20 protein-coding genes and 2 pseudogenes are annotated in these 19,692 nt (G+C 70.9%); 20 read left to right on the forward strand and 2 right to left on the reverse strand.

Annotated features, from left to right (window positions below; genetic code table 11):
* Positions 1 to 263: 263 nt before the first annotated feature.
* The 5 genes from ACFUJR_RS11000 to ACFUJR_RS11020 all read left to right on the forward strand — a co-directional run bounded on the left by ACFUJR_RS11000 (position 264) and on the right by ACFUJR_RS11020 (position 4,027).
* Positions 264 to 641, forward strand: a complete 378-nt coding sequence (locus ACFUJR_RS11000; RefSeq protein ID WP_383164846.1) for a YybH family protein — start codon at positions 264 to 266, stop codon at positions 639 to 641.
* 93 nt (positions 642 to 734) lie between these two features.
* Positions 735 to 1,151: a YybH family protein gene (locus ACFUJR_RS11005; protein WP_383164848.1), complete on the forward strand. Its 417-nt coding sequence runs from the start codon at positions 735 to 737 to the stop codon at positions 1,149 to 1,151.
* A 199-nt stretch (positions 1,152 to 1,350) separates the two neighbouring features.
* Positions 1,351 to 2,526: an acyl-CoA dehydrogenase family protein gene (locus ACFUJR_RS11010; RefSeq protein ID WP_383164851.1), complete on the forward strand. Its 1,176-nt coding sequence runs from the start codon at positions 1,351 to 1,353 to the stop codon at positions 2,524 to 2,526.
* Between the two features lie 35 nt (positions 2,527 to 2,561).
* A complete protein-coding gene (locus ACFUJR_RS11015) occupies positions 2,562 to 3,806 on the forward strand; it encodes a cytochrome P450 (protein ID WP_383164854.1) in 1,245 nt (414 codons plus the stop codon).
* The gene (locus tag ACFUJR_RS11020; RefSeq protein ID WP_383164857.1) at positions 3,803 to 4,027 is read left to right on the forward strand and encodes a ferredoxin; all 225 of its coding nucleotides are present in this window, start codon (positions 3,803 to 3,805) and stop codon (positions 4,025 to 4,027) included. The genes ACFUJR_RS11015 and ACFUJR_RS11020 overlap by 4 nt, the downstream gene beginning before the upstream one ends.
* A gap of 151 nt (positions 4,028 to 4,178) precedes the next feature.
* Here the strand turns inward: ACFUJR_RS11020 and ACFUJR_RS11025 are convergent, their stop codons facing one another.
* On the reverse strand, positions 4,179 to 5,048 hold the full coding sequence (locus tag ACFUJR_RS11025) for an NAD(P)-dependent oxidoreductase (RefSeq protein ID WP_383164860.1): 870 nt from the start codon (positions 5,046 to 5,048) through the stop codon (positions 4,179 to 4,181).
* Between the two features lie 143 nt (positions 5,049 to 5,191).
* A complete protein-coding gene (locus tag ACFUJR_RS11030; RefSeq protein WP_383164863.1) occupies positions 5,192 to 5,767 on the reverse strand; it encodes a GNAT family N-acetyltransferase in 576 nt (191 codons plus the stop codon).
* A gap of 245 nt (positions 5,768 to 6,012) precedes the next feature.
* Here ACFUJR_RS11030 and ACFUJR_RS11035 point away from each other — a divergent pair, with 245 nt between their 5' ends.
* From ACFUJR_RS11035 to ACFUJR_RS11105, 15 genes and pseudogenes are all read left to right on the forward strand, one after another.
* Positions 6,013 to 6,693 (forward strand): ScbR family autoregulator-binding transcription factor, encoded by a 681-nt coding sequence (locus ACFUJR_RS11035; RefSeq protein ID WP_383164866.1) that lies wholly within the window; start codon positions 6,013 to 6,015, stop codon positions 6,691 to 6,693.
* A 165-nt stretch (positions 6,694 to 6,858) separates the two neighbouring features.
* Positions 6,859 to 7,620 (forward strand): annotated as a pseudogene (locus ACFUJR_RS11040) (transposase); the annotation flags it as partial.
* Positions 7,621 to 7,820: 200 nt separating this feature from the next.
* Complete coding sequence (locus ACFUJR_RS11045; protein WP_383164869.1) at positions 7,821 to 8,135, forward strand: AfsR/SARP family transcriptional regulator; 315 nt, start codon at positions 7,821 to 7,823, stop codon at positions 8,133 to 8,135.
* A 592-nt stretch (positions 8,136 to 8,727) separates the two neighbouring features.
* A complete protein-coding gene (locus ACFUJR_RS11050) occupies positions 8,728 to 10,428 on the forward strand; it encodes a hydrogenase maturation protein (protein WP_383164872.1) in 1,701 nt (566 codons plus the stop codon).
* A 57-nt stretch (positions 10,429 to 10,485) separates the two neighbouring features.
* Entirely contained in the window at positions 10,486 to 11,568 is a 1,083-nt protein-coding gene (locus ACFUJR_RS11055) for a hydrogenase expression protein HypE (RefSeq protein WP_383164874.1), read from the forward strand.
* An 87-nt stretch (positions 11,569 to 11,655) separates the two neighbouring features.
* A complete protein-coding gene (locus tag ACFUJR_RS11060) occupies positions 11,656 to 13,440 on the forward strand; it encodes a nickel-dependent hydrogenase large subunit (protein WP_383164876.1) in 1,785 nt (594 codons plus the stop codon).
* The gene (locus ACFUJR_RS11065) at positions 13,437 to 14,033 is read left to right on the forward strand and encodes a hypothetical protein (protein WP_383164879.1); all 597 of its coding nucleotides are present in this window, start codon (positions 13,437 to 13,439) and stop codon (positions 14,031 to 14,033) included. Before ACFUJR_RS11060 ends, ACFUJR_RS11065 begins: the two co-directional genes overlap by 4 nt.
* The gene (locus ACFUJR_RS11070; protein WP_383164882.1) at positions 14,030 to 14,686 is read left to right on the forward strand and encodes a DUF5947 family protein; all 657 of its coding nucleotides are present in this window, start codon (positions 14,030 to 14,032) and stop codon (positions 14,684 to 14,686) included. Before ACFUJR_RS11065 ends, ACFUJR_RS11070 begins: the two co-directional genes overlap by 4 nt.
* Entirely contained in the window at positions 14,683 to 15,321 is a 639-nt protein-coding gene (locus ACFUJR_RS11075; protein ID WP_383164885.1) for a DUF6084 family protein, read from the forward strand. The genes ACFUJR_RS11070 and ACFUJR_RS11075 overlap by 4 nt, the downstream gene beginning before the upstream one ends.
* Entirely contained in the window at positions 15,318 to 16,715 is a 1,398-nt protein-coding gene (locus ACFUJR_RS11080) for a hypothetical protein (protein WP_383164888.1), read from the forward strand. The genes ACFUJR_RS11075 and ACFUJR_RS11080 overlap by 4 nt, the downstream gene beginning before the upstream one ends.
* The gene (locus ACFUJR_RS11085) at positions 16,712 to 17,254 is read left to right on the forward strand and encodes a hydrogenase maturation protease (protein WP_383164890.1); all 543 of its coding nucleotides are present in this window, start codon (positions 16,712 to 16,714) and stop codon (positions 17,252 to 17,254) included. Before ACFUJR_RS11080 ends, ACFUJR_RS11085 begins: the two co-directional genes overlap by 4 nt.
* On the forward strand, positions 17,251 to 17,391 hold the full coding sequence (locus tag ACFUJR_RS11090; RefSeq protein ID WP_383450323.1) for a DUF6893 family small protein: 141 nt from the start codon (positions 17,251 to 17,253) through the stop codon (positions 17,389 to 17,391). The genes ACFUJR_RS11085 and ACFUJR_RS11090 overlap by 4 nt, the downstream gene beginning before the upstream one ends.
* 152 nt (positions 17,392 to 17,543) lie before the next feature.
* On the forward strand, positions 17,544 to 17,939 hold the full coding sequence (locus ACFUJR_RS11095) for a hydrogenase maturation nickel metallochaperone HypA (protein WP_383164893.1): 396 nt from the start codon (positions 17,544 to 17,546) through the stop codon (positions 17,937 to 17,939).
* Between the two features lie 2 nt (positions 17,940 to 17,941).
* The gene (gene hypB, locus ACFUJR_RS11100; protein WP_383164895.1) at positions 17,942 to 18,637 is read left to right on the forward strand and encodes a hydrogenase nickel incorporation protein HypB; all 696 of its coding nucleotides are present in this window, start codon (positions 17,942 to 17,944) and stop codon (positions 18,635 to 18,637) included.
* Positions 18,634 to 19,656 (forward strand): annotated as a pseudogene (locus ACFUJR_RS11105) (acylphosphatase); the annotation flags it as partial. The gene hypB and the pseudogene ACFUJR_RS11105, both read left to right, overlap by 4 nt.
* Between the last annotated feature and the right edge of the window lie 36 nt (positions 19,657 to 19,692).

Consider the following 19,692-nt stretch of genomic DNA (forward strand, 5'->3'; position numbering starts at 1 on the left):
TTATGTGCGCCACATGACGGAAGTCGAATGTCTCCCACGGAGATATCTCGCAGTCGGCCGTGAATGCGGCGAATTTCAGAAGGGTCCGTAGATCGTAATGTGAGGCTGCGCATGCCGCGGTAACCGTCGATGGCGCCGATGAGGTGGTCGGCTCATTACTTCACAGTGACTGAGGGGTTCCTGACGCGTTGTTACCCTCTCCGGGCATCCAGCCGAAATTCCCATGGGTGGTTGAGCGGTCGCCTGAGCAGAGGAGTTCAATCATGGCGCAACTCACGAACGACGTCGAAAAGCACACGGCGCTCTATGTCGAGGCGTTCAACGCGGGTGACGCGGACGCCGTGAACGCGATGTACACCGAAGACGCCGTGGCGGTCTGGGACAGGGGTGTTCCGCTCACCGGACAGGCGCGGATCGATTCGGTCAAGGCGTACCTCGCCGCGGGTCCGAGGATGACCGCGGTTCCTCGTCAGTCCTTCGTGACGGGCGACACCGCCCTGCTGATCGTCGACTGGACCATCGACACCACGGACGCGGACGGAAAGGCGGTGCACCTCTCGGGCGTCGGGGTCGACGTCCTGCGTCTGGGCGCGGACGGGAACTGGCGGTACGCCATCGACGACCCGTACGGCGAGGAGTAGGCGGCCCGGCTCCCCTCGCCTCCGGTCCCGCACCGGCAAGCGCGTCGCACGCACCATCTCCGTCAACGAAGAAAGCAAGGGGTCTCCCACTCCATGGCCATCACCGTCGACATCGACTTCGACAATCCCGACCTGACCGCCGACACCGATCTGCAGAACGAGATATTCCTGCAGGTGTTCAACTCCGGCGACGGTGAGCTGTTCGACAGGCTCTACCGACCGGACGCGATCTCCAACTTCTCGGGGACGCCGCTGACCGGCGAGGAACGACGGAGGTTCTTCAAGGAGTTCCTGGCGTCCAAGCCCGTGCTGCAGGCGGAGGTCACGCACTCCTACGTCGCCGGCGACGTGGCTCTGATCGGCGTGCGGTTCGTCATCGACGGCACCGGCGCCGACGGCGAGCCGCTGCACATCGAGGGCAACTGCACCGACGTCCTGCGCCGTGGCGAGGACGGTCGCTGGCTCATGGCCGTCGACCGCCCCGTCGCCGGCGGCCTGCTGCCCGAGTAGCCGGGGCCCCCGCCCCGACAGACGTACATCCCCGTGTGCCGCACGGCTCCACCTGGCACACGGGGATCGGCGTGCCGGAGCGGATGAGCGGACCGTTGCCGGTGAATGGGTGAGGGATTGAACGCCTCTGCTTGTGTGGCGGGGCGCTGCTTTCCGTCGAATCGGCGCATGGAGAAACGAAAGACCACGTGGAGGAACGATGGTTCGGCACGACTCTGACGCCCTGAACGTCCTGGAAGCAGTCAGGGACGCGATTCCCGCGCTGCGCAGCAATGCCGTCGAAACCGAAGAGCGCCGTTGGATCGCCGACGAGAACATCGCCGTGCTGGAAAAGGCCGGCGTTTTCCGTACGGCCGTCCCCGAGCGCTTCGGCGGGCTTGACCTGCCCGCCGAGGAACAGGCGGAGATTCTCTCGGAGATCGCCCGCGGTTGTGGTTCGACTGGGTGGGTCGCGATGGTGTGGGTGTCTACCGCCTGGATCGCCACGCTCTATCCGGACCGCGCCCAGGAAGAGGTCTTCGCCGAGGGCTCCGTCCGTATATCCGGCGGATTCACGCCGTCGGGCACGCTGACCCCCACGGAGGGCGGCTACCTCCTCAACGGCTCCTGGCGGTTCAACACCGGCGTCCGCGGCGCGCAGTGGAACGTGCACGCGGCGCTCGTCGAGGGCCCCGACGGCGAGCACGAGGAGCTGTTCGCCCTCGTGCCGACCGAGGACATCACCGTCGCCGACGACTGGGACGTGTTCGGCGCCGGCGGTACCGGAAGCGCCACGTCGACCGCCGAGGACGTGTTCGTGCCGGCCCACCGGGTGGTGGACGGACGGGTCTTCGACGCCAGCACCCCCGACCGCTGGAACGCCGATGTGAAGGGTCGCAACTACAACCTCACCAGCTACATCCTGGCGACCTGTGCCCCGGTCTACCTCGGCATCGCCAAGGCGGCACTGGAGCTGTTCGTCGAGCGGCTCCCCGGCAAGGGCATCACGTACACGCAGTGGTCCGAGCAGAACCAGCATCCGTACACACAGATCCAGGTGGCGCTCGCGGCGAACAAGATCGCCGCCTGTGAGGCGCTCTCCCGCGACTGGCTGGGCGTGATGCAGGACCGTGCCGACCGCGGCGACAAGATGACGGTGCCGGAGAAGGCCGCCGTGCGGGGCCAGGTCGGCTACGTGGTCCAGGCCACCAGGGAAGCGGTGGAGACGCTCTACAGCATCAGTTCCGCCTCGACCATCCTGCGCAGCAACCCCTTCCAGCGTGCGTTCCGTGACATCGAAGCGCTGTCTCTGCACGGACTGCTCACGCCGGTGAGCTCCCTCGAAGCCCACGGCCGCGTGCTGCTCGGGCTGGAGCCCAACACCGACTACGTCTGACCGCTTCTCTACCGCGACGTGCCGGGAGGCCCGCGATGACCACCGTGCAACAGGCACCAGTGCTGTTCGACTCCGCCTACTACCAGGACCCGTACACCGTCTACGACTGGCTGCGGGTCCATGATCCGATTCATCGGTTCCGCTTTCCCGTCGGCGATGTGCCGATGGTCTTCCTGTCCCGGTACGACGACGTCAAGCGGCTGCTGAGCGACCAGCGGTTCAGCAACGACGGAGCCGCGTGGGGAAGCGACGAGTTCAAGCGGTCGGGCATGATCTTCGGCGCCGACACCTTGATCGGACGGATCCTCACCGTTCTCGATCCGCCGGACCACACCCGCGTGAGGAAGCTGGCGATGGGGGCGTTCACGCCGCGCCGCGCCGCCACCTGGAAGGAACCGGTCGAGCGGATCGTGAACGAGTCGCTCGACCGGCTCGCGGCGTCCGCGGCCCCCGACGTGATGGACTTCGCGAGCAGGATCCCGGCCGACGTCACCGGCGAGATCCTCGGGTTCCCGCTCAAGCGCTTCGGCGACATGCTGCACGCCATCGAGCGGGCCTTCCACGCGGACCCGTCCAACCCGGACAACGACGCCGAGGTCGCCGCCGCGTTCGAGGAGATCGTGATCTACGGTCGTGAGCTGATCGTGGAGAAGCGACGGAACCCCGGCGACGACCTGACATCGGTCTTCATCCACGCACGGGACGGAGAGGACCGTCTGACCGAGGACGAGCTCGTCTCCATGGTCGCTGTCATGATCATGGCGGGCATCGACACCACCCGGAACCTCATCGGATCCGCCGTACTCGCTCTCCTGGACCACCCCGACCAGCGCCGGCTGCTCGTCGAGCGTCCCGAGCACGTGCCCACCGCGGTCGAGGAGTTCCTGCGCTACGACGGCGCGTTCACCGTCGGCCTGTTCCGCCTGGCCAAGGAGGATCTCGAACTCGGCGGTTTGCCCGTCCCCGCCGGCACCCCGGTGGTCGCCGGACTCCAGGCGGCCAACTACGACCCGGAGAAGTTCACCGACCCGCGGCGTCTTGACATCACCCGCGAGGGCACGCGCCACCTGGCCCTGGGGCATGGTCTGCACAACTGCATGGGGGGCCCTGGCGCGCCTGGAGACCGGCATCGCGGTACCGGCGCTTCTCCGCCGCTTCCCCGACCTGCGCCTCTCCGTGCCGCGGGAGGAGATCCGCTTCGAGGAGAACTGGCTGCTGCGCAGCCTGCCGGCCCTGCCGGTGGCGCTGTGAACCGCCGAGGAGAGCGGAGGATCCGATGAGCAAGATGACGCTGAGCATCGACTCCACGGTGTGCACCGGCGCGGGTACGTGTGAGGCCATGCACCCGCGGCTGTTCAAGGTGCGGGACGACGGCTACGCGGTGCCGCTCAAGATCGATCTGGTGGATCCCGCCGACATCGAGGACGCCGGCAGCGTTCTCGACGTCTGCCCCACCGAGGCGATCCGGCTGGCCGCGGCCCGCGACGGCGGCGAGGGCTGACCCGGCCGCGTCCGGACAGAAGGCTCGTCCGTTCCGGGCCGCCACTCGGGACCGCCGTCGCGGTCCCGAGCGCGGCCGAAAGGGCCATTCGAAGGCATGCGACCCCCGGTCGCGGGGTCGCCTTCGAATGGCCCTCAGCCGTGATCGGCCGCTACTTCCGCTTGATCAGCTCGACCAGGCTGGAGAAGCTGTCGGCCGCGTGGCCGTCCTCCACGCCACGCCGGAACAGGTCGACGACGGCGGCCTGCAGCGTGGTGTCGACGCCCGCGTCGGCGATGGTGTGCAGCACGTGCTCCACACTCGCCAGGCCCATCGCCAACCGGTCCACGTCGCCTTCGTGGTTGCCCGCGTCGATGCGCTCCGCGTAGAAGGACAGGAAGCCCGGCAGCGAGGCCATCGTGGCCTCCGCGTTCGCCAGGATGTCGGACGCCTTGAGGCCGTTGGCGTTGGCGAGTGCCACGGCCTGCCAGTAGCCCAGCATCGACGTCCAGAACATCGCCATGCCGATCTGGTACTCGAGCGCGGCCAGACCCGGGTCCTCGCCGCGGAAGTCCGCGCTGGTCAGGGCCTCCAGGGTGGCCTTGTGCCGCTCGAACTCGGCACGCGCGCCACTGTAGAACGTCGAGGACTCCGGGTCGCCGATGCCCGAAGGCGGTACGGTGACGCCACCGCTGACGTGCGTGGCGCCCCGCTCGGTGACCCAACGGGCGCCGGCGCGGGTCTTCTCGGGGGTGTCGGAGCTCAGGTTGACGAACACACGACCGGAAAGGGCGTCCGCCGCCGGTTCGAGCACGGCGTACATCGCGTCGTAGTCGGTCAGGCTCAGAACCACCAACTCGTTGGCCTTGACCGCCTCTTCGACGCTCCCCGCGAGCACCGCCCCCCGGGCGACCAGAGCCTCGGCACGCGACGCAGTGCGGTTCCAGACGGTGACCGGGTGACCCTTGTCGAGGAAGGCGTTGACCATCGCCTGCCCCATGGGACCGAGCCCGATGACAGTGACGGACTGCTTGCTGCTCATGGGCGGAAGACCTCCAGAGTCTTGACTGTCCAACGACTAGAACGAGCGCTCCATCTAGCGCCTGCGCGGAACGTAGCACATCTCTAGGTCGAACGCTCTAATTAGCGGAACAGGCGGCCCGCGACCGGGCCGGAACCCCCAACTCAGGTGCGGGGTGAGCCCGAAGGCGCGGAGCGGGCCTTCCACTCGTGCGCGAGGACGCACCACAGTTCAAGGTCCTTGCGCGCGCCGCTCGGCACGGGCATCGCGCCGCGCGTCGTTCCCTCGTGGACCAGGCCGAGGCGTCTGAGGACAGCGAGCCTTGCCCGGTTGTCCGAGTCGACCAGCGCCTGCACGTGGACCATGCCCCGTACCTCGATGGCCCAGTCGGCCAGGGCCGTCAGTGCCCGGGAGGCCAGGCCCCTGCCCTGTACCTCGGGCGCCAGCCACATACCGATCTCGCAGAGCCCGATGGCCGGCTCGAAGAGCCGGAACATGCTGCCGCCGACCATCTCGCCGTTCAGGTGCAGGGCGTACAGCCTGGCTCCGTCCCGGGCCTGGCTGTCGGCGTACTCCTGGAGCCAGCGACGTGCCGACTCCAGGTCCGTGACATCGAGAGCGCAGGGCAGCCAGGGCGCGAGGTGGTCACGGACCCGGTCGGTGTACGCGAGGAACTCCTCGGCCTGCCACGGCTCCAGAGAGCGGAGTTCGGCCCCGCCGCCGAGGGAGAAGCAGAGCACTTGTGTCTCGTCCTTCGTCGCACGGTCAGGGTCGGGAGCGGTGGACCTCGGTGGGCCGCTCCAGAATCGGGATGATCTCCGTGGGAGTCGGCGCTGCCACGATGTCCTCGCGCAGCGACCGGGCGCTTGGTCTTGAGAACGCTGTCGTGATGCTGTGGTTGAAAAGTACCGGTCCTCCGTTCGGTTTTCGGGTTCGGTCAATGTGAGTTCAAGCACTGGCAAAGAGAGTGTCATGGAGGTTACTGGTGGCGAGACAGCAACGAGCGATCCGGACCCGCAGGGCGATCCTCGTGGCGGCTGCGGAGATGTTCAACGAGCTGGGGTACGACGCCACCACCATCGGTGGGCTCATCGAGCGGATCCAACTCACCCGGGGTGGGCTGTACTTCCACTTCACCGCGAAGGAGGAGCTGGCGCGCGCCGTGCTGGACGAGGCGGTCACGACCGAAGGAGCCACACCGCAGCAGTTCAAGCTGCAGGAGTGGGTGGACCTGGCTCTCCTGCTCGCCTACCGTCTGCCCAGAGAACCCCTGTTGAGTGCATCGGTCCGGCTGTCCGTGGACCCCATGGCCCGTAGTCTCTTCGGAACCCGGTGGCCTGATTGGATCGTGGTCAGCGGTGAGGTTCTGCAGGAGGCCCAGGCGCGCGGGGAGTTGCTGTCCCATGTCGATCCGGGCGAGACGGCGCGGCTGTTCGTCGGCGCGTGGACCGGAGTGCAGTTGGTGACCGAGGTGCTGCCGGACGCCGACCTCTCCGAGGAGATCTCGGCGCTGCTGGCGCTGGTGCTTCCCAATGTCGCGTGTCCCGGCGTGCTGGCGAAGCTGGACACCTCGCCCTACCGCGCCGAGCGGCTGCTGGCCGCCGTCGACTCGGCCTGTCCCGTCCCGGGGCCGCTGCAGGAGCAGGGCGCCGGCCACCCCGCCTGATCGAGGTGGCCGTGGCCGCCGGGTGGGACGGCCGCCGGTTGTCTCAGGGCAGACGCGCGTCCCGTTCTCCCCGCCATAACCCGCACCCTGTACCGTTTCTGACCGTCTCGACTCCGGGTCACAGGGTCGCGTTCTTAGAAAACGGATGTCTGACCTGTTTTCAGTGTGCGGCGGCGGGCGGCCGAGGTCACTTCCGGACCGTCACATCACGGGGGAATCTTGAAGAGGTACGTTTCGCCACCTGTCCACGCGGCGGGGAACGCCCTGCCGCACCCTGTTCTCGACGCCGAGCTCGGCCGTCGCCTGTTCGGCTCGATGCCGCGCGCCGAACAGCGTCGCAAGGCCGGACAGTACGTGCGCGGCCTGCTCGAACAACCCGGCCGCAAGACCCTGCGCAACATCGCCGCGCAGTTCGACGGGAACGCCGCGCAGCAGAACGTGCATCACTTCATCAGCGCCTCCCCCTGGGACTGGACGCCGGTGCGCCACGCTCTGGCCTGGCATGTCCAACACGCCCTGGCCCCCGAGGCCTGGGTCGTCAGGCCCACGGTCATCCCCAAGGCGGGACCCCGTTCGATCGGCGTCGACCCGCAGGGGCCCAACCTCTACGGTCAGCAGGCCGTCGGGGTCTGGATGGCCGCGAGCCGGTACGCCGTACCCGTCGACTGGCGGCTGCGCCTCTCCGGCCGCTGGCTGGAGGATCCGCTCCGGGAGCGCGCGAACATACCCGCCGAGGCCACCTCCGGGACCCTTGAGCAGCGCGTTCGGGAGGCGGCCGCCGGCGTCGAGGGGATCGAGGGCGTCCTGGGCGGCCCCGTCGTCGTCGATGCCGAGGAGATCGACGGACCGGTGCTCGCGGGACGGCTCGCGTCGCGCGGCACCCGCTTCCTCGTACGCGTTCCCGCCGACGCCCCGCTCCGGCTGAACCGTGCCAAGCTGCCCCGGTTCGGCGACCGCGACCGGACCGCGGCGGAACTCGCCGCCACCCTGCCCCGCCTGCGACGGCAGGTGAATCCCGGCGACGGGCCCACGACGGCGGCGGCCATTCCCGTCACGCACCCCGAAGCGCTCAGGCGGGGCATGCTGCTGGTGGGGGAGTGGCGCAACGGACCGGGGGACCCCAGCCTGTGGCTGACCAACGCCGCGAGTTCCTCCCCGAACTGCGCGCCCTCGTCAACGACCATCCGCTGCACGAGTGGTTCCACGGCCAGCTCATCGCCGCCCTGCACCGCGCGGGCCGCCGAGGGGAGGCCCTGCAGGCCTATCAGAGCCTCTACCACATCCTCAGAAGCGAACTCGGCCTGGAGCCGTCCGAGGAACTGCAGCGCCTTCAGGCCGAGATCCTCCACACGAACGACCGCACCGCGGTCCCCCTGAGGCCCGGCAAGGGCTTCGCCCCCTGCTCGACCGCCCCCCTGCGAGGCTCGGCGGTCGCCAGCTGACGACCCGTATGGCGCTCAGGCCACCGTTCGGCTCGCGGAGCGGCCCGAACCGGACGCGTGCCCCGTCGTCCGCCACCTGACTCCGCTTCCGTGCACCGGGGCGGCCGGCCGGCCGCCCCTCACCACGATCGTCGCCCGCGGCGGTCGCAGCGGTTCCGACGGGCCGACTCCCGGGCGGGGCGCGCCCGTCCGCACGTACCTGAGCAACCACAGCGCGGCGGATCCCATCACCCGGACCGAACGGGCCCAGCGATCCGACCGTTCCCGGCCGTCTTGTCGACGGTGTGCGTCAGCGCCATGTTCTTCTCAGGGGTCGCGTTCACGGACAGGCCCTTCGCTCGGAGATCGGCCGGTGCACGATCGATGCCCTCAGTAGAGACCCTGCCGTCGCGTCAAGGTCAACCAGCGCCGCGACGCTCGCCACGACCGCGCCGGACGCGCCCGCCCGCCAATCGGTCGGACGCGCCGCTCGTACGGGTGAGGCGCGGGCACCGTCGACCGCCTCCGCCACCCCCGGTGCCCGATGATCGCTGGCGGTCGGTCGCCCCGCGTCCCCGGGCCGTACCGTCCACCGCAACCCGGAAGGGACGCCATGCGCATTCTGCTCATCGCCAGCAGTTTCAACAGCCTCACCCAGCGCGTTCTGGTCGAACTGCGCGACCGCGGGCACACCGTTCCCGTGGAGGTGACGCCCGACGGGTCCGCCATCCGCGACGCCGTCGCGCGCCACGCTCCCGACCTGATCGTGGCCCCCATGCTGAAGGCCGTCGTGCCCAGGGACGTGTGGACCGCGCACCGCTGTCTGATCGTGCACCCGGGGCCGGTCGGGGACCGGGGGCCGTCGTCGCTGGACCGGGCCGTCCAGGAGGGCGTCGCCGAGTGGGGCGTCACCGTCCTCCAGGCCGAGGAGGAGATGGACGCCGGCGACGTCTGGGCGTCCGTCTCCTTCCGTGTCCCGGACGTGGGCAAGAGCGACCTCTACCGCAACGAACTGTCCGACGCCGCCGTGAGCGCCGTTCTCCTCGCCGTCGAGCGGGTCGCGTCCGGGGCGACGCCGCAGCCGCAGACCGGCGCGTTCCACGCCCGCCCCGCGCTCCGCCAGGACCAGCGCGCGATCTCCTGGGCCGACGACACGACGGAGACCGTGCTGCGCATCCTGCGCGCCGCCGACTCGCAGCCCGGGGTCCGCGACCACCTGCTCGGCTCCGAGTGGTTCCTGCACGGCGGCCACCCGGAGGACGGCCTGCGCGGCCGGCCCGGCGAGCTTCTCGCCACCCGCGCGGGCGCCGTCTGCCGCGCCACGGCGGACGGCGCGGTGTGGATCCCCGAACTCCGGGCCCGTACCGGACCCGGCCGGCCGCGTGCCTGCAAGCTCCCCGCCACCCTGGCCCTCGCCGGCCGGCTGCCGACGCTGCCCGAACTGCCGGCGCCGGCCGACCCGGCACCCGGTGGGCGGACCTGGTCCGACATCCGGTACCGGGAGCAGGGGCCGGTCGGAGTCCTCTCCTTCGCGTTCCCCGGCGGCGCGATGAGCACCGACCAGTGCCGCCGCCTGCTCGACGCCTACCGGGCCGCCCGTACGCGCCCCACCTCCGTGCTCGTGCTCGGCGGCCGGCGCGACTTCTTCTCCAACGGCATCCACCTCAACGTCATCGAGGCCGCGGCCGACCCGGCCGCCGAGTCCTGGGCCAACATCAACGCCATGAACGACCTGGTCGAGGCGGTCCTCACCACCACCGACCGGCTCGTCGTCAGCGCGATCGGCGGCAACGCCGCCGCCGGCGGGATGATGCTCGCCCTCGCCGCCGACGAGGTCTGGTGCCGCTCGGGTTCGGTGCTCAACCCGCACTACCGGCGCATGGGCCTGTACGGGTCGGAGTACTGGACGTACACCCTGCCCCGCAAGGTGGGCGCGGCCCTCGCGGCGCGGCTCACCGAAGAGGCCCGGCCCGTCTCCGCGGCCGCCTCGCTCGGCATGGGGCTGGTCGACCGGGTCGTCGACTGCGGACCCGCGGACTTCGCCGACGAGATCACCCGATTGGCCCTCCACCTGGCGTCCCGTGGCGGAATCCAGCCGCGCATCGCGGCGAAGAAGGCCGAGCACGAGCGCCGCGAGTCCGTCGCTCCCCTTGCCGCCCACCGCGAGCAGGAGCTCGAACGGATGAGGCGGATCTTCGACGATCCCGCCGCGGCCTACCACCGACTGCGCCGGGCCTTCGTCCGAAAGGACCCGAACGCCGCGCGTTCCCCGGACGGTCCAGGTGCGGGCGCGGCCGGACCGGTTGACTGTTAAGCAAGACCTAGGCCCGAAATGTGGCCTTTGCCCATCCCTCCTCAGGAGGCGCGACTCATGAGCGCAGCAACGCCGGCACCGGTCGAGGACCGGGGCGCCGCTCCCGGCAGCGAAGAGAAGCCGATCCACATCCTCTGGATCAACGCGGGTCTGAGCTGCGACGGCGACTCCGTGGCCCTGACCGCCGCCATGCAGCCCAGCATCGAGGAGATCGCCCTCGCCGGGCTGCCGGGACTGCCCAGGATCGCGGTCCACTGGCCACTGATCGACTTCGAGTGCGGCCCGGTGGGCGGCGCCGACACGTTCATCGAGTGGTTCTTCAAGGGCGAGCGGGGCGAGATCGACCCGTTCGTGCTGGTCGTCGAGGGCTCGATCCCGAACGAGGCCATCAAGCAGGAGGGGTACTGGTGCGGCTTCGGCGACGACCCGGAGACCGGCCAGCCCATCACCACGAGCGAGTGGATCGACCGGCTGGCTCCCAAGGCCCTCGCGGTCGTCGCGATCGGCACCTGCGCCACGTACGGCGGTATCCACGCCATGGCGGGGAACCCGACCGGAGCGATGGGCGTGCCGGACTACCTGGGATGGGACTGGAAGTCCCACGCCGGCATCCCGATCGTGTGCGTGCCCGGCTGCCCCATCCAGCCGGACAACTTCGCGGAGACGCTGACGTACCTGCTCTACCAGGCCGCCGGCTCCGCGCCCATGATCCCGCTGGACGACAAGCTCCGTCCCACCTGGCTGTTCGGCGCGACCGTGCACGAGGGCTGCGACCGGGCCGGCTACTACGAGCAGGGCCAGTTCGCATCGACGTACGACTCGCCCAAGTGCCTCGTCAAGCTGGGCTGTTGGGGGCCTGTCGTCAAGTGCAACGTCCCCAAGCGCGGCTGGATGAACGGCGTCGGCGGCTGCCCGAACGTCGGCGGCATCTGCATCGCGTGCACGATGCCCGGCTTCCCGGACAAGTTCATGCCGTTCATGGACGAGCCTCCCGGCGCCAGGGTCTCGGTCTCCGCCAGCGGAGTGTACGGCTCGGTGATCCGCCGGCTCCGGGGCATGACGGCCAGGACCGTCGACAAGGAGCCGAAGTGGCGGCACACCGGCGAGCGGGTCACCACCGGCTACCGCCCGCCCTGGTGACCGTCGCCCGATCGCACCCCGCTGGACCCCCCGACCAACCCCACTGTTCGCGAAGTCGAAGAGCTCACGAAGGGCACCACAACGACCATGACACCTCCGACGAAGACGACGGGTGACGGCTCCGGACTGGTGGAGATGGCGTGGGATCCCATCACCCGGATCGTGGGCAGCCTCGGCATCCACACCAAGATCGATTTCAAGCAGAAGCGCGTCGCGGAGTGCTACAGCACGTCCTCCGTCTTCCGCGGCTACAGCGTCTTCATGCGGGGCAAGGACCCCCGCGACGCGCACTTCATCACCAGCCGCATCTGCGGCATCTGCGGTGACAACCACGCCACCTGCTCCGTGTACGCGCAGAACATGGCGTACGGCGTGAAGCCTCCGCACCTCGGCGAGTGGATCATCAACCTCGGTGAGTCCGCGGAGTACATGTTCGACCACAACATCTTCCAGGAGAACCTGGTCGGGGTCGACTACTGCGAGAAGATGGTCCGCGAGACGAACCCCGGGGTCCTGGAACTCGCCGAGCGCACCGAAGCCCCGCACGCCGCCGAGCACGGCTACCGCACGATCGCCGACATCATGCGCTCGCTCAACCCCCTCGAAGGCGAGTTCTACCGGGAGGCGCTGCAGGTCAGCCGCTACACCCGGGAGATGTTCTGCCTGATGGAGGGACGCCACGTCCACCCCTCCACGCTCTACCCCGGCGGGGTCGGCACCGTCGCCTCGGTCCAGCTCTTCACCGACTACATGAGCCGGCTCATGCGGTACGTGGAGTTCATGAAGCGCGTCGTCCCGCTCCACGACGACCTCTTCGACTTCTTCTACGAGGCGCTGCCCGGCTACGAGGAGGTCGGCCGCCGTCGCGTCCTGCTCGGCTGCTGGGGCGCGCTCAACGACCCCGAGCACTGCGACTTCACCTACGCCAACATGACCGACTGGGGACGGAAGATGTTCGTCACCCCGGGCGTCGTCGTCGACGGCAAACTGGTGACCAACGACCTCACCGAGATCAACCTCGGCATCCGCATCCTGCTCGGCAGCTCGTACTACGAGGACTGGCAGGGGCAGGAGCAGTTCGTCACCCACGACCCGCTCGGCAACCCGGTCGACCCGCGCCACCCGTGGAACCAGCACACCATCCCGGCGCCGCAGAAGCGCAACTTCGACGACAAGTACAGCTGGGTCATGTCCCCCCGCTGGTTCGACGGCAAGGACCACCTGGCCCTGGACACCGGCGGCGGCCCCATCGCCCGTCTGTGGTCCACGGCCCTGTCCGGCCTCGTCGACATCGGCTACGTCAAGGCCACCGGACACAGCGTCGTCATCAACCTTCCCCGCACGATGACCAAGCCGGAGACCACCTTCGAGTGGAAGATCCCGCAGTGGAGCAACGCCCTGGAGCGCAACCGCGCCCGGACGTACTTCCAGGCCTACGCGGCGGCCGTCGCCCTGCACTGCGCCGAGAAGGGCCTGGAGGAGGTCCGCGCCGGACGCACCCAGACCTGGGAGAAGTTCGAGGTCCCCGACGAGTCCATCGGCGTCGGCTTCACCGAGGCCGTCCGCGGTGTCCTCTCGCACCACATGGTCATCCGCGACGGCAAGATCGCCAACTACCACCCGTACCCGCCCACCCCGTGGAACGCCTCCACCCGGGACACGTTCGGGACCCCCGGCCCGTACGAGGACGCCGTGCAGAACACGCCGATCTTCGAGGAGAACACGCCGGAGAACTTCAAGGGCATCGACATCATGCGCGCCGTGCGCAGCTTCGACCCCTGTCTGCCGTGCGGCGTCCACATGTACACGGGCAACGGCAGGACCGTGAAGTCGATGCACGTCCCCACCGGCCTGAGCGGTCTCGCCGGATGAGCGCGACCACCGCCGAGCAGGCGGGCCGACGGGTCGAGGAGGTGCTGGACCGGCTGGCGGAGAGCGGGGACGCCGAGGCCTGCGCGGCGGCCGAGGAAGTCGTACGCGTCCTCATGGAGTTCTACGGAAGCGGTCTCGCCCGCGTCGTGGACCTCCTCGGCCGCCCCGCCGCCCGCACCTCCGCCGGCCCGTCCGCCGCCCCGGCGGGCCCGCAGCCCGCCGACCCGCTGGGCCCGCTGCTCGGGGACGAACTCGTCGCGAGCCTGCTCACCCTGCACGGACTGCACCCCGAGGACGCGCAGACCCGGATCGGACGCGCCCTGTCCGCCCTGCCGCAGCCCGTGGAGAACGCCGGATTCGACGAGGCGAGAGGCCTGTTGAGGCTGCGCGTCACCGCCGCGTCCTCCGGCTGCGGCTGCCCCAGCACACAGGAGTCCGTACGGCAGGCGGCCGTGGACGCCCTCGCGTGCTTCGCCCCCGAGGTGACCTACGTCGAGCTGGAGCCCGCGGCTCCACGCGAGCCGGCGCTGCTCCAGATCGGCACCCGTCCGGCGCGCGCGAGCGCGGACGGCCGCTCCACGGCGGCCCTGTGAACGGGCCGCCGAACGGCGCCGTACGGTCGCCACGCCCCACGGGCCTGCGCAGGTTCACCAGCCCACGGCCGCCGCGCGAGGAACGCTGCGAACTGTGCGGGGCGCAGCTCGCCGACGAGCGCCACCGGCACCTGGTGGACATCGACAAGCGGGCCCTGGCCTGCGCCTGCGGCCCGTGTGCGCAGCTCATGGACGGCTCCGGCGGTTCCCAGGGCCGCTTCCGGGCCGTCCCCGGGCGCTTCCTCGTCGACCCGGCGCACCGGATCGACGACCAGGCGTGGGAGTCGCTGCGGATCCCGGTCTCGGTGGCGTTCGTCTTCCGCAACTCCGCCCTCGACCGGCCCGTGGCCCTCTACCCGAGCCCCGCCGGCGCCACGGAGAGCGAACTGGAGGAGGCGTCCTGGCGGTCCGTCCTCGACGCCACCCGGCTCGCCGCCCTCCTCGAACCCGACGTGGAGGCCCTGCTGCTGCGCCGCCACGATGGCCGCACCGAGTGCTTTCTCGTGCCCATCGACCTCTGCTACGAACTGGTGGGCCGCATGAGACTGCTCTGGCAGGGCTTCGACGGCGGCGCGGAGGCGCGCGCCGACCTCGACGCCCTCTTCGCCCACGTACGCGGTCGGGCACGCGAGCCGCAGGGGAGCCGGCCGTGACCGAGTTCTCCTTCAGCTGCACCGACGTCCGCGCCGACCCGTACGCGGCGGGCCCGACCCTCGTGTTCCGGCTGCGCGTCACCGCCTCCGGCGGGACCCGCGTCCACGCCCTCGCGCTGCGCTGCCAGATCCGCATCGAACCCGCCCGGCGCGGCTACGACGACGCCGAGGCCGAGGCGCTCGGCGACCTGTTCGGCGAACGCTCCCGGTGGGGCAGCAGCCTCAACCCGGTCCAGTTCGCCCAGGTCTCCGTCATGGTGCCCGGCTTCACCGACGAGATCGAGACCGACCTGGTCGTGCCGTGCACCTACGACACCGACATCGCCGCGTCCCGCTACTTCCGCGCGCTCTCCGGCGGCGACGTGCCGCTTCTCCTGCTGTTCTCCGGTACCGCGTTCACCGGCGCCGGCGGCTTCCACGTCGAACCCGTGCCGTGGGACAAGGAGATCTCCCACCGGATGCCCGTGAAGACCTGGCGGGAGATGATCGACCAGCACTTCCCCGGCTGCGGCTGGCTCCGGCTCCCGGCCGACACGATGGACATCCTGCTCGCCTACCGGTCGCGGAACGCCCTCCCGTCCTGGCAGGCCACCGTCGAGACCCTGCTCGAAGAGGCGGGGGAGAGGACACGATGACCACCGTCGCCTTCACCCCCGGCACCGAGGCGCGGTTCGCCGTCGCCCGGCACGTCGCCGACGCCGTCCTCTTCGAGGGGTACGTGCTCTACCCGTACCGCGCGTCCGCCGCGAAGAACCGCCTCCGCTGGCAGTTCGGGGTCCTCGTGCCACCGTCGTGGAGCGCGGCCGCCGAGGAGCACGACTTCCAGCACACCGAATGTCTGATCGAGCCCAGGACCGGCGCCGAACTCGCCGTTGAGGTCCGCTTCCTGCGTGCCCAGCGCCGCACCGTCGAGGAACTCCGCGCGGACGGGACCTTCGCCCCGACCGCCGAACTGCGCCTGGCCGACCGTGTCCTGGTGGCCTGGGACGAAGGCGTCGAGGAGCGGGTCGCTCTCGTCGTCCCCGTCGGCGGACTGGCGGGCGACGGCACGAGCCTTCCGTTCACCCGCCCCGCCGCCGAGGAGACCGAGGACGTCACCGACGCCGACGGACGCGTCCTCGGCCGGCTGGTACGCCGGCGCGAGGAGATCAGCGGCACCCTGCGGATCTCGGCGGTCGAACTCGACGGCCCGTACCGCGTCCAGCGGCTCTCGGTCACCGTGGAGAACACCAGCACCTGGACCGCGGAGCCGGCCGCGGACCGCCACGCGGCGCTGCCGTACTCCCTGGTCGCCACGCACACGCTGCTCCGCATCGACGGCGGTTCGTTCCTCTCGATGACCGACCCGCCGGAATGGGCCAAGGGCGCCGTCGCGGCCTGCCGCAACCTGCACACCTGGCCCGTCCTGGCCGGCGAACCCGGGCGCGACGACCTGATGCTCTCCTCGCCCATCATCCTCGAAGACCACCCGGCGATCGCCCCCGAAAGCCCCGGCGCCCTCTACGACGCCACCGAGATCGACGAGATCCTCGCCCTGCGCACCGCCGCCCTCACCGACGAGGAGAAGCGCGAAGCCCGGGGGACCGACGCCCGCGCCGCGGCCGTGATCGAGCTGGCGGACACCATGCCGCCCGAAGTGCTCGAACGCCTCCACGGAGCGGTGCGCAGCCTCCAGAGCGTCACCGGACCGAAGGAACCGGCCGTCGACGTCCTCCGACCGGACACCCCCTGGTGGGACCCGGGTGGCGACACCGGCGTCGATCCGGGGCGCGACCACGTCCTCGTCGACGGACGAGCCGTCCGCGCGGGCAGCAGGGTCGTCCTGCGCCCGGGACTGCGCCGGAGCGACGCCCAGGATCTCTTCCTCGACGGGCGCACCGCCCTGGTCGAGGCGGTCCTGCACGACGTCGACGGCGGGGTGCACATCGCCGTGACCGTCGAGGACGACCCGGGCGCCGACATCCGCCGCGAACAGGGCCGGTTCCTCTACTTCCAGCCCGACGAGGTGGACGTACGGGAGGACGCGTGACCGGGCAGCCCGGGCCGTCCACCGCCGACGCACCCGAGACCCCGACGGCTCGCACGCTCGTGGCCGGGGTCGGCAACATCTTCCTCGGCGACGACGGCTTCGGGGTCGAGACCGTGCGACGGCTCACCCGGGAGGAGCTTCCCCCGCACGTCGAGGTGGCCGACGTCGGAGTCCGCGGTGTCCACCTCGCGTACCAGCTCCTCGACGGCTGGGACACCCTCGTCCTGGTCGACGTCACCACCCGCGGCGGCGAACCGGGGACGCTGTACCTGATCGACGCCTCGACGGCCGCCGGGCGGACCTCCGGTCAGGAGCCCGCACCGCTCGACGGCCACCGGATGACGCCCGACGCCGTCCTCGCCCTGCTCGACACCCTGTGCGCGGGAACCGGAGCCGCGCCACCACGGCGGATCTTCGTCGTCGGCTGCGAACCGGCCGCCCTCGACGAAGGCATCGGGCTCACCCCGCAGGTCACCGCCGCGGTGCCCGAGGCGGTGCGCATGGTGACCGAGCTGGTCCGCCAGGAAGCCGTCGTATGAACACCGAAACGGAGAGCACCATGCCCAAGAACGTCGTCGGCACCGCCGCCGCAGTCACCGCCGCCCTGGCCGCCCTGGCCGTCGTGGTGGGAGTCCTCCCCGACCTCCGGCGCTACCTGCGCATCAGCAGGATGTGACGCCCGGAGCCCGTCACCGGCCGCGGGCCGGTGACCGCGGCTGCACCGAACGGACGACACCGCCGTACCATCCCGGCGCGCCGGGCCGGCTCCGCCGCCCGTCCGTCCTCTAATGGCGCCCGAGAGACACCCCGCGCCCAGGACGGAGAGCGATGCACGAGATGTCCGTCGCGGTTGCCGTCGTCGACCAGGTCGAGGCGGCGGCGCGGTCCCGCGGCGCCGCCGGCGTCAGCAGCATCCTGCTGGACGTGGGCGAGCTGGCGGGTGTCGTCGGCGACGCACTCGCCTTCTGCTTCGAACTCGCCTGCGCCGGAACCGTCGTCGAGGGCGCCGAGCTGATCACCCGTACCGTCCCGGGCATGGCGCGCTGCGAACCGTGCGCCGAGGACTGGCCGGTCGGCATGCCCCCGCGGCTTCTCTGCCCCGGCTGCGGTGCCGCGGCCGGCGAACTCGTCTCCGGCCGCGATCTCCAGATCAGGGAAGTCCGCTGGACCGACCCCGAAACGGCCGGCGAACGACGCCCCCAACCGATCACCGAGGAGAGCTGAGCATGTGCCGAGCCGTCGATCTCCAGCGCGCCGTCCTCGCCAAGAACGAGGCCGCGGCACAGATCCTGCGCACCGAACTCACCGCCCGCGGCACCGCCGTCGTCAACCTGCTCTCCAGCCCCGGAAGCGGTAAGACGGCCCTGCTGGAGCGCGAACTGTGCCTCGCCGGCGAGAGGGGCGTCAGCGCCGCCGCGCTCACCGCGGACCTGGCGACCGAGAACGACGCCCGACGGCTGGCCCGTTCGGGCGCTCCCGTGAAGCAGGTGCTCACCGACGGCCTCTGCCATCTGGAGGCCGACATGGTCGCCCGCCACCTGCACGACTGGCTGCCGGAGACCACCCGGCTGCTGTTCGTCGAGAACGTCGGCAACCTGGTCTGCCCCGCCGGCTACGACCTGGGCGAGACCCTGCGGGTCGTCCTCGCCTCGGTCACCGAGGGGGAGGACAAGCCCCTGAAGTACCCGACGGCGTTCGGCCTCGCGCAGCTGGTCATCGTCACCAAGACGGACATGGCCGACGCCGCCGAATTCGACGAGGCGGCCTTCCGCCGGAACGTGGAGCAGGTCAACCCCGGTGTAGAGGTCGTCCTCAGCTCGGTGCGCGACGGCCGGGGCGCCGGCGCCCTGCTGGACCGGGCCCTCGCGGCGGCCGAGGGGAACCGCGTCCACACCCCGGTGATGGCCCAGGCCGGCGCGTGACCACGGCGCGGTCCGGGACCACCCCCGACACGGCCCCACGGCGCAGCCGGGTGGTCGTCCGCGGCGTCGTGCAGGGAGTCGGGTTCCGGCCCTTCGTCTACGCCCTCGCCACCGGGCTGCGCCTGTCCGGCCACGTCACCAACACGGCCGACGGTGTCGTCGCCGAGGTCGAGGGCGACCCGGCGGACGTGGCGGCCTTCTGCGCCCGCATCGCGCCCGACGCGCCGCCGCTGGCCAGGGTGGAGTCCGTCGAGACGGCGGAGGTGGCCGCGAGCGGGGCCGACGGCTTCACGATCGTGCCCTCCCGCCAGGGCGGCGCCGTCCGCACGCTCGTCCCGCCGGACACCGCCACCTGCGCCGACTGCCTCGCGGAGCTGGCGGACCCGTCCGACCGGCGGTACCTCCACCCGTTCATCACGTGCACCCACTGCGGCCCCCGGTTCACGATCGTCACGGGCATGCCCTACGACCGGGGCCACACCACCATGGCCGGCTTCCCGATGTGCCCGGACTGTGCCCGCGAGTACGCGGACCCGGCGGACCGACGCTTCCACGCCCAGCCCGTCGCCTGCCCGGCCTGCGGCCCCCGACTGCGACTGGTCACGGCCGGGGAAGGCGGGCGCGGGGGCGAGCCCGGGCCCGGCGCCGGGCGTCGCCCGATCGCGGAGTCCGCCACGGCCCCCGGGTCCGGTACGGCCGCGGAGCCCCGTACGGTCACCGACCCCGACCCCGGTGCCGCGGCAGTCACCGACTCCCCGGCCGGCACCGCCCTCGCTACCGCGGCCGGCGCACACTCCGAGGCCGCGGTCGGCTCGGATCCTGTCGCCCACGCGCGTCGGATGCTCGCGCAGGGCGCGATCCTGGCCGTGAAGGGCCTCGGCGGCTACCACCTCGCCTGCGACGCCACCCACCCCGACGCGGTGGCCGAACTGCGCCGACGCAAGGCGCGTGGTGACAAACCGTTCGCGATGATGGCGGCGGACCTCGCCGACATCGAACCCCTCGTCCACCTCGGCCCCCCGGCCATGAGCTCCCGGTAGGGCCTGGTGGGCAGG

The sequence above is a fragment of the Streptomyces sp. NPDC057271 genome (genome assembly GCF_042668715.1).
GTDB lineage: Bacteria > Actinomycetota > Actinomycetes > Streptomycetales > Streptomycetaceae > Streptomyces.

Coding starts and splice junctions, on each gene's coding strand:
- ACFUJR_RS11000 (WP_383164846.1), top strand. CDS start 264: ATGGCGCAACTCACGAACGACGTCGAAAAGCACACGGCGCTCTATGTC.
- ACFUJR_RS11005 (WP_383164848.1), top strand. CDS start 735: ATGGCCATCACCGTCGACATCGACTTCGACAATCCCGACCTGACCGCC.
- ACFUJR_RS11010 (WP_383164851.1), top strand. CDS start 1,351: ATGGTTCGGCACGACTCTGACGCCCTGAACGTCCTGGAAGCAGTCAGG.
- ACFUJR_RS11015 (WP_383164854.1), top strand. CDS start 2,562: ATGACCACCGTGCAACAGGCACCAGTGCTGTTCGACTCCGCCTACTAC.
- ACFUJR_RS11020 (WP_383164857.1), top strand. CDS start 3,803: ATGAGCAAGATGACGCTGAGCATCGACTCCACGGTGTGCACCGGCGCG.
- ACFUJR_RS11025 (WP_383164860.1), bottom strand. CDS start 5,048: ATGAGCAGCAAGCAGTCCGTCACTGTCATCGGGCTCGGTCCCATGGGG.
- ACFUJR_RS11050 (WP_383164872.1), top strand. CDS start 8,728: ATGCGCATTCTGCTCATCGCCAGCAGTTTCAACAGCCTCACCCAGCGC.
- ACFUJR_RS11055 (WP_383164874.1), top strand. CDS start 10,486: ATGAGCGCAGCAACGCCGGCACCGGTCGAGGACCGGGGCGCCGCTCCC.
- ACFUJR_RS11060 (WP_383164876.1), top strand. CDS start 11,656: ATGACACCTCCGACGAAGACGACGGGTGACGGCTCCGGACTGGTGGAG.
- ACFUJR_RS11065 (WP_383164879.1), top strand. CDS start 13,437: ATGAGCGCGACCACCGCCGAGCAGGCGGGCCGACGGGTCGAGGAGGTG.
- ACFUJR_RS11080 (WP_383164888.1), top strand. CDS start 15,318: ATGACCACCGTCGCCTTCACCCCCGGCACCGAGGCGCGGTTCGCCGTC.
- ACFUJR_RS11090 (WP_383450323.1), top strand. CDS start 17,251: ATGAACACCGAAACGGAGAGCACCATGCCCAAGAACGTCGTCGGCACC.
- ACFUJR_RS11095 (WP_383164893.1), top strand. CDS start 17,544: ATGCACGAGATGTCCGTCGCGGTTGCCGTCGTCGACCAGGTCGAGGCG.
- hypB (WP_383164895.1), top strand. CDS start 17,942: ATGTGCCGAGCCGTCGATCTCCAGCGCGCCGTCCTCGCCAAGAACGAG.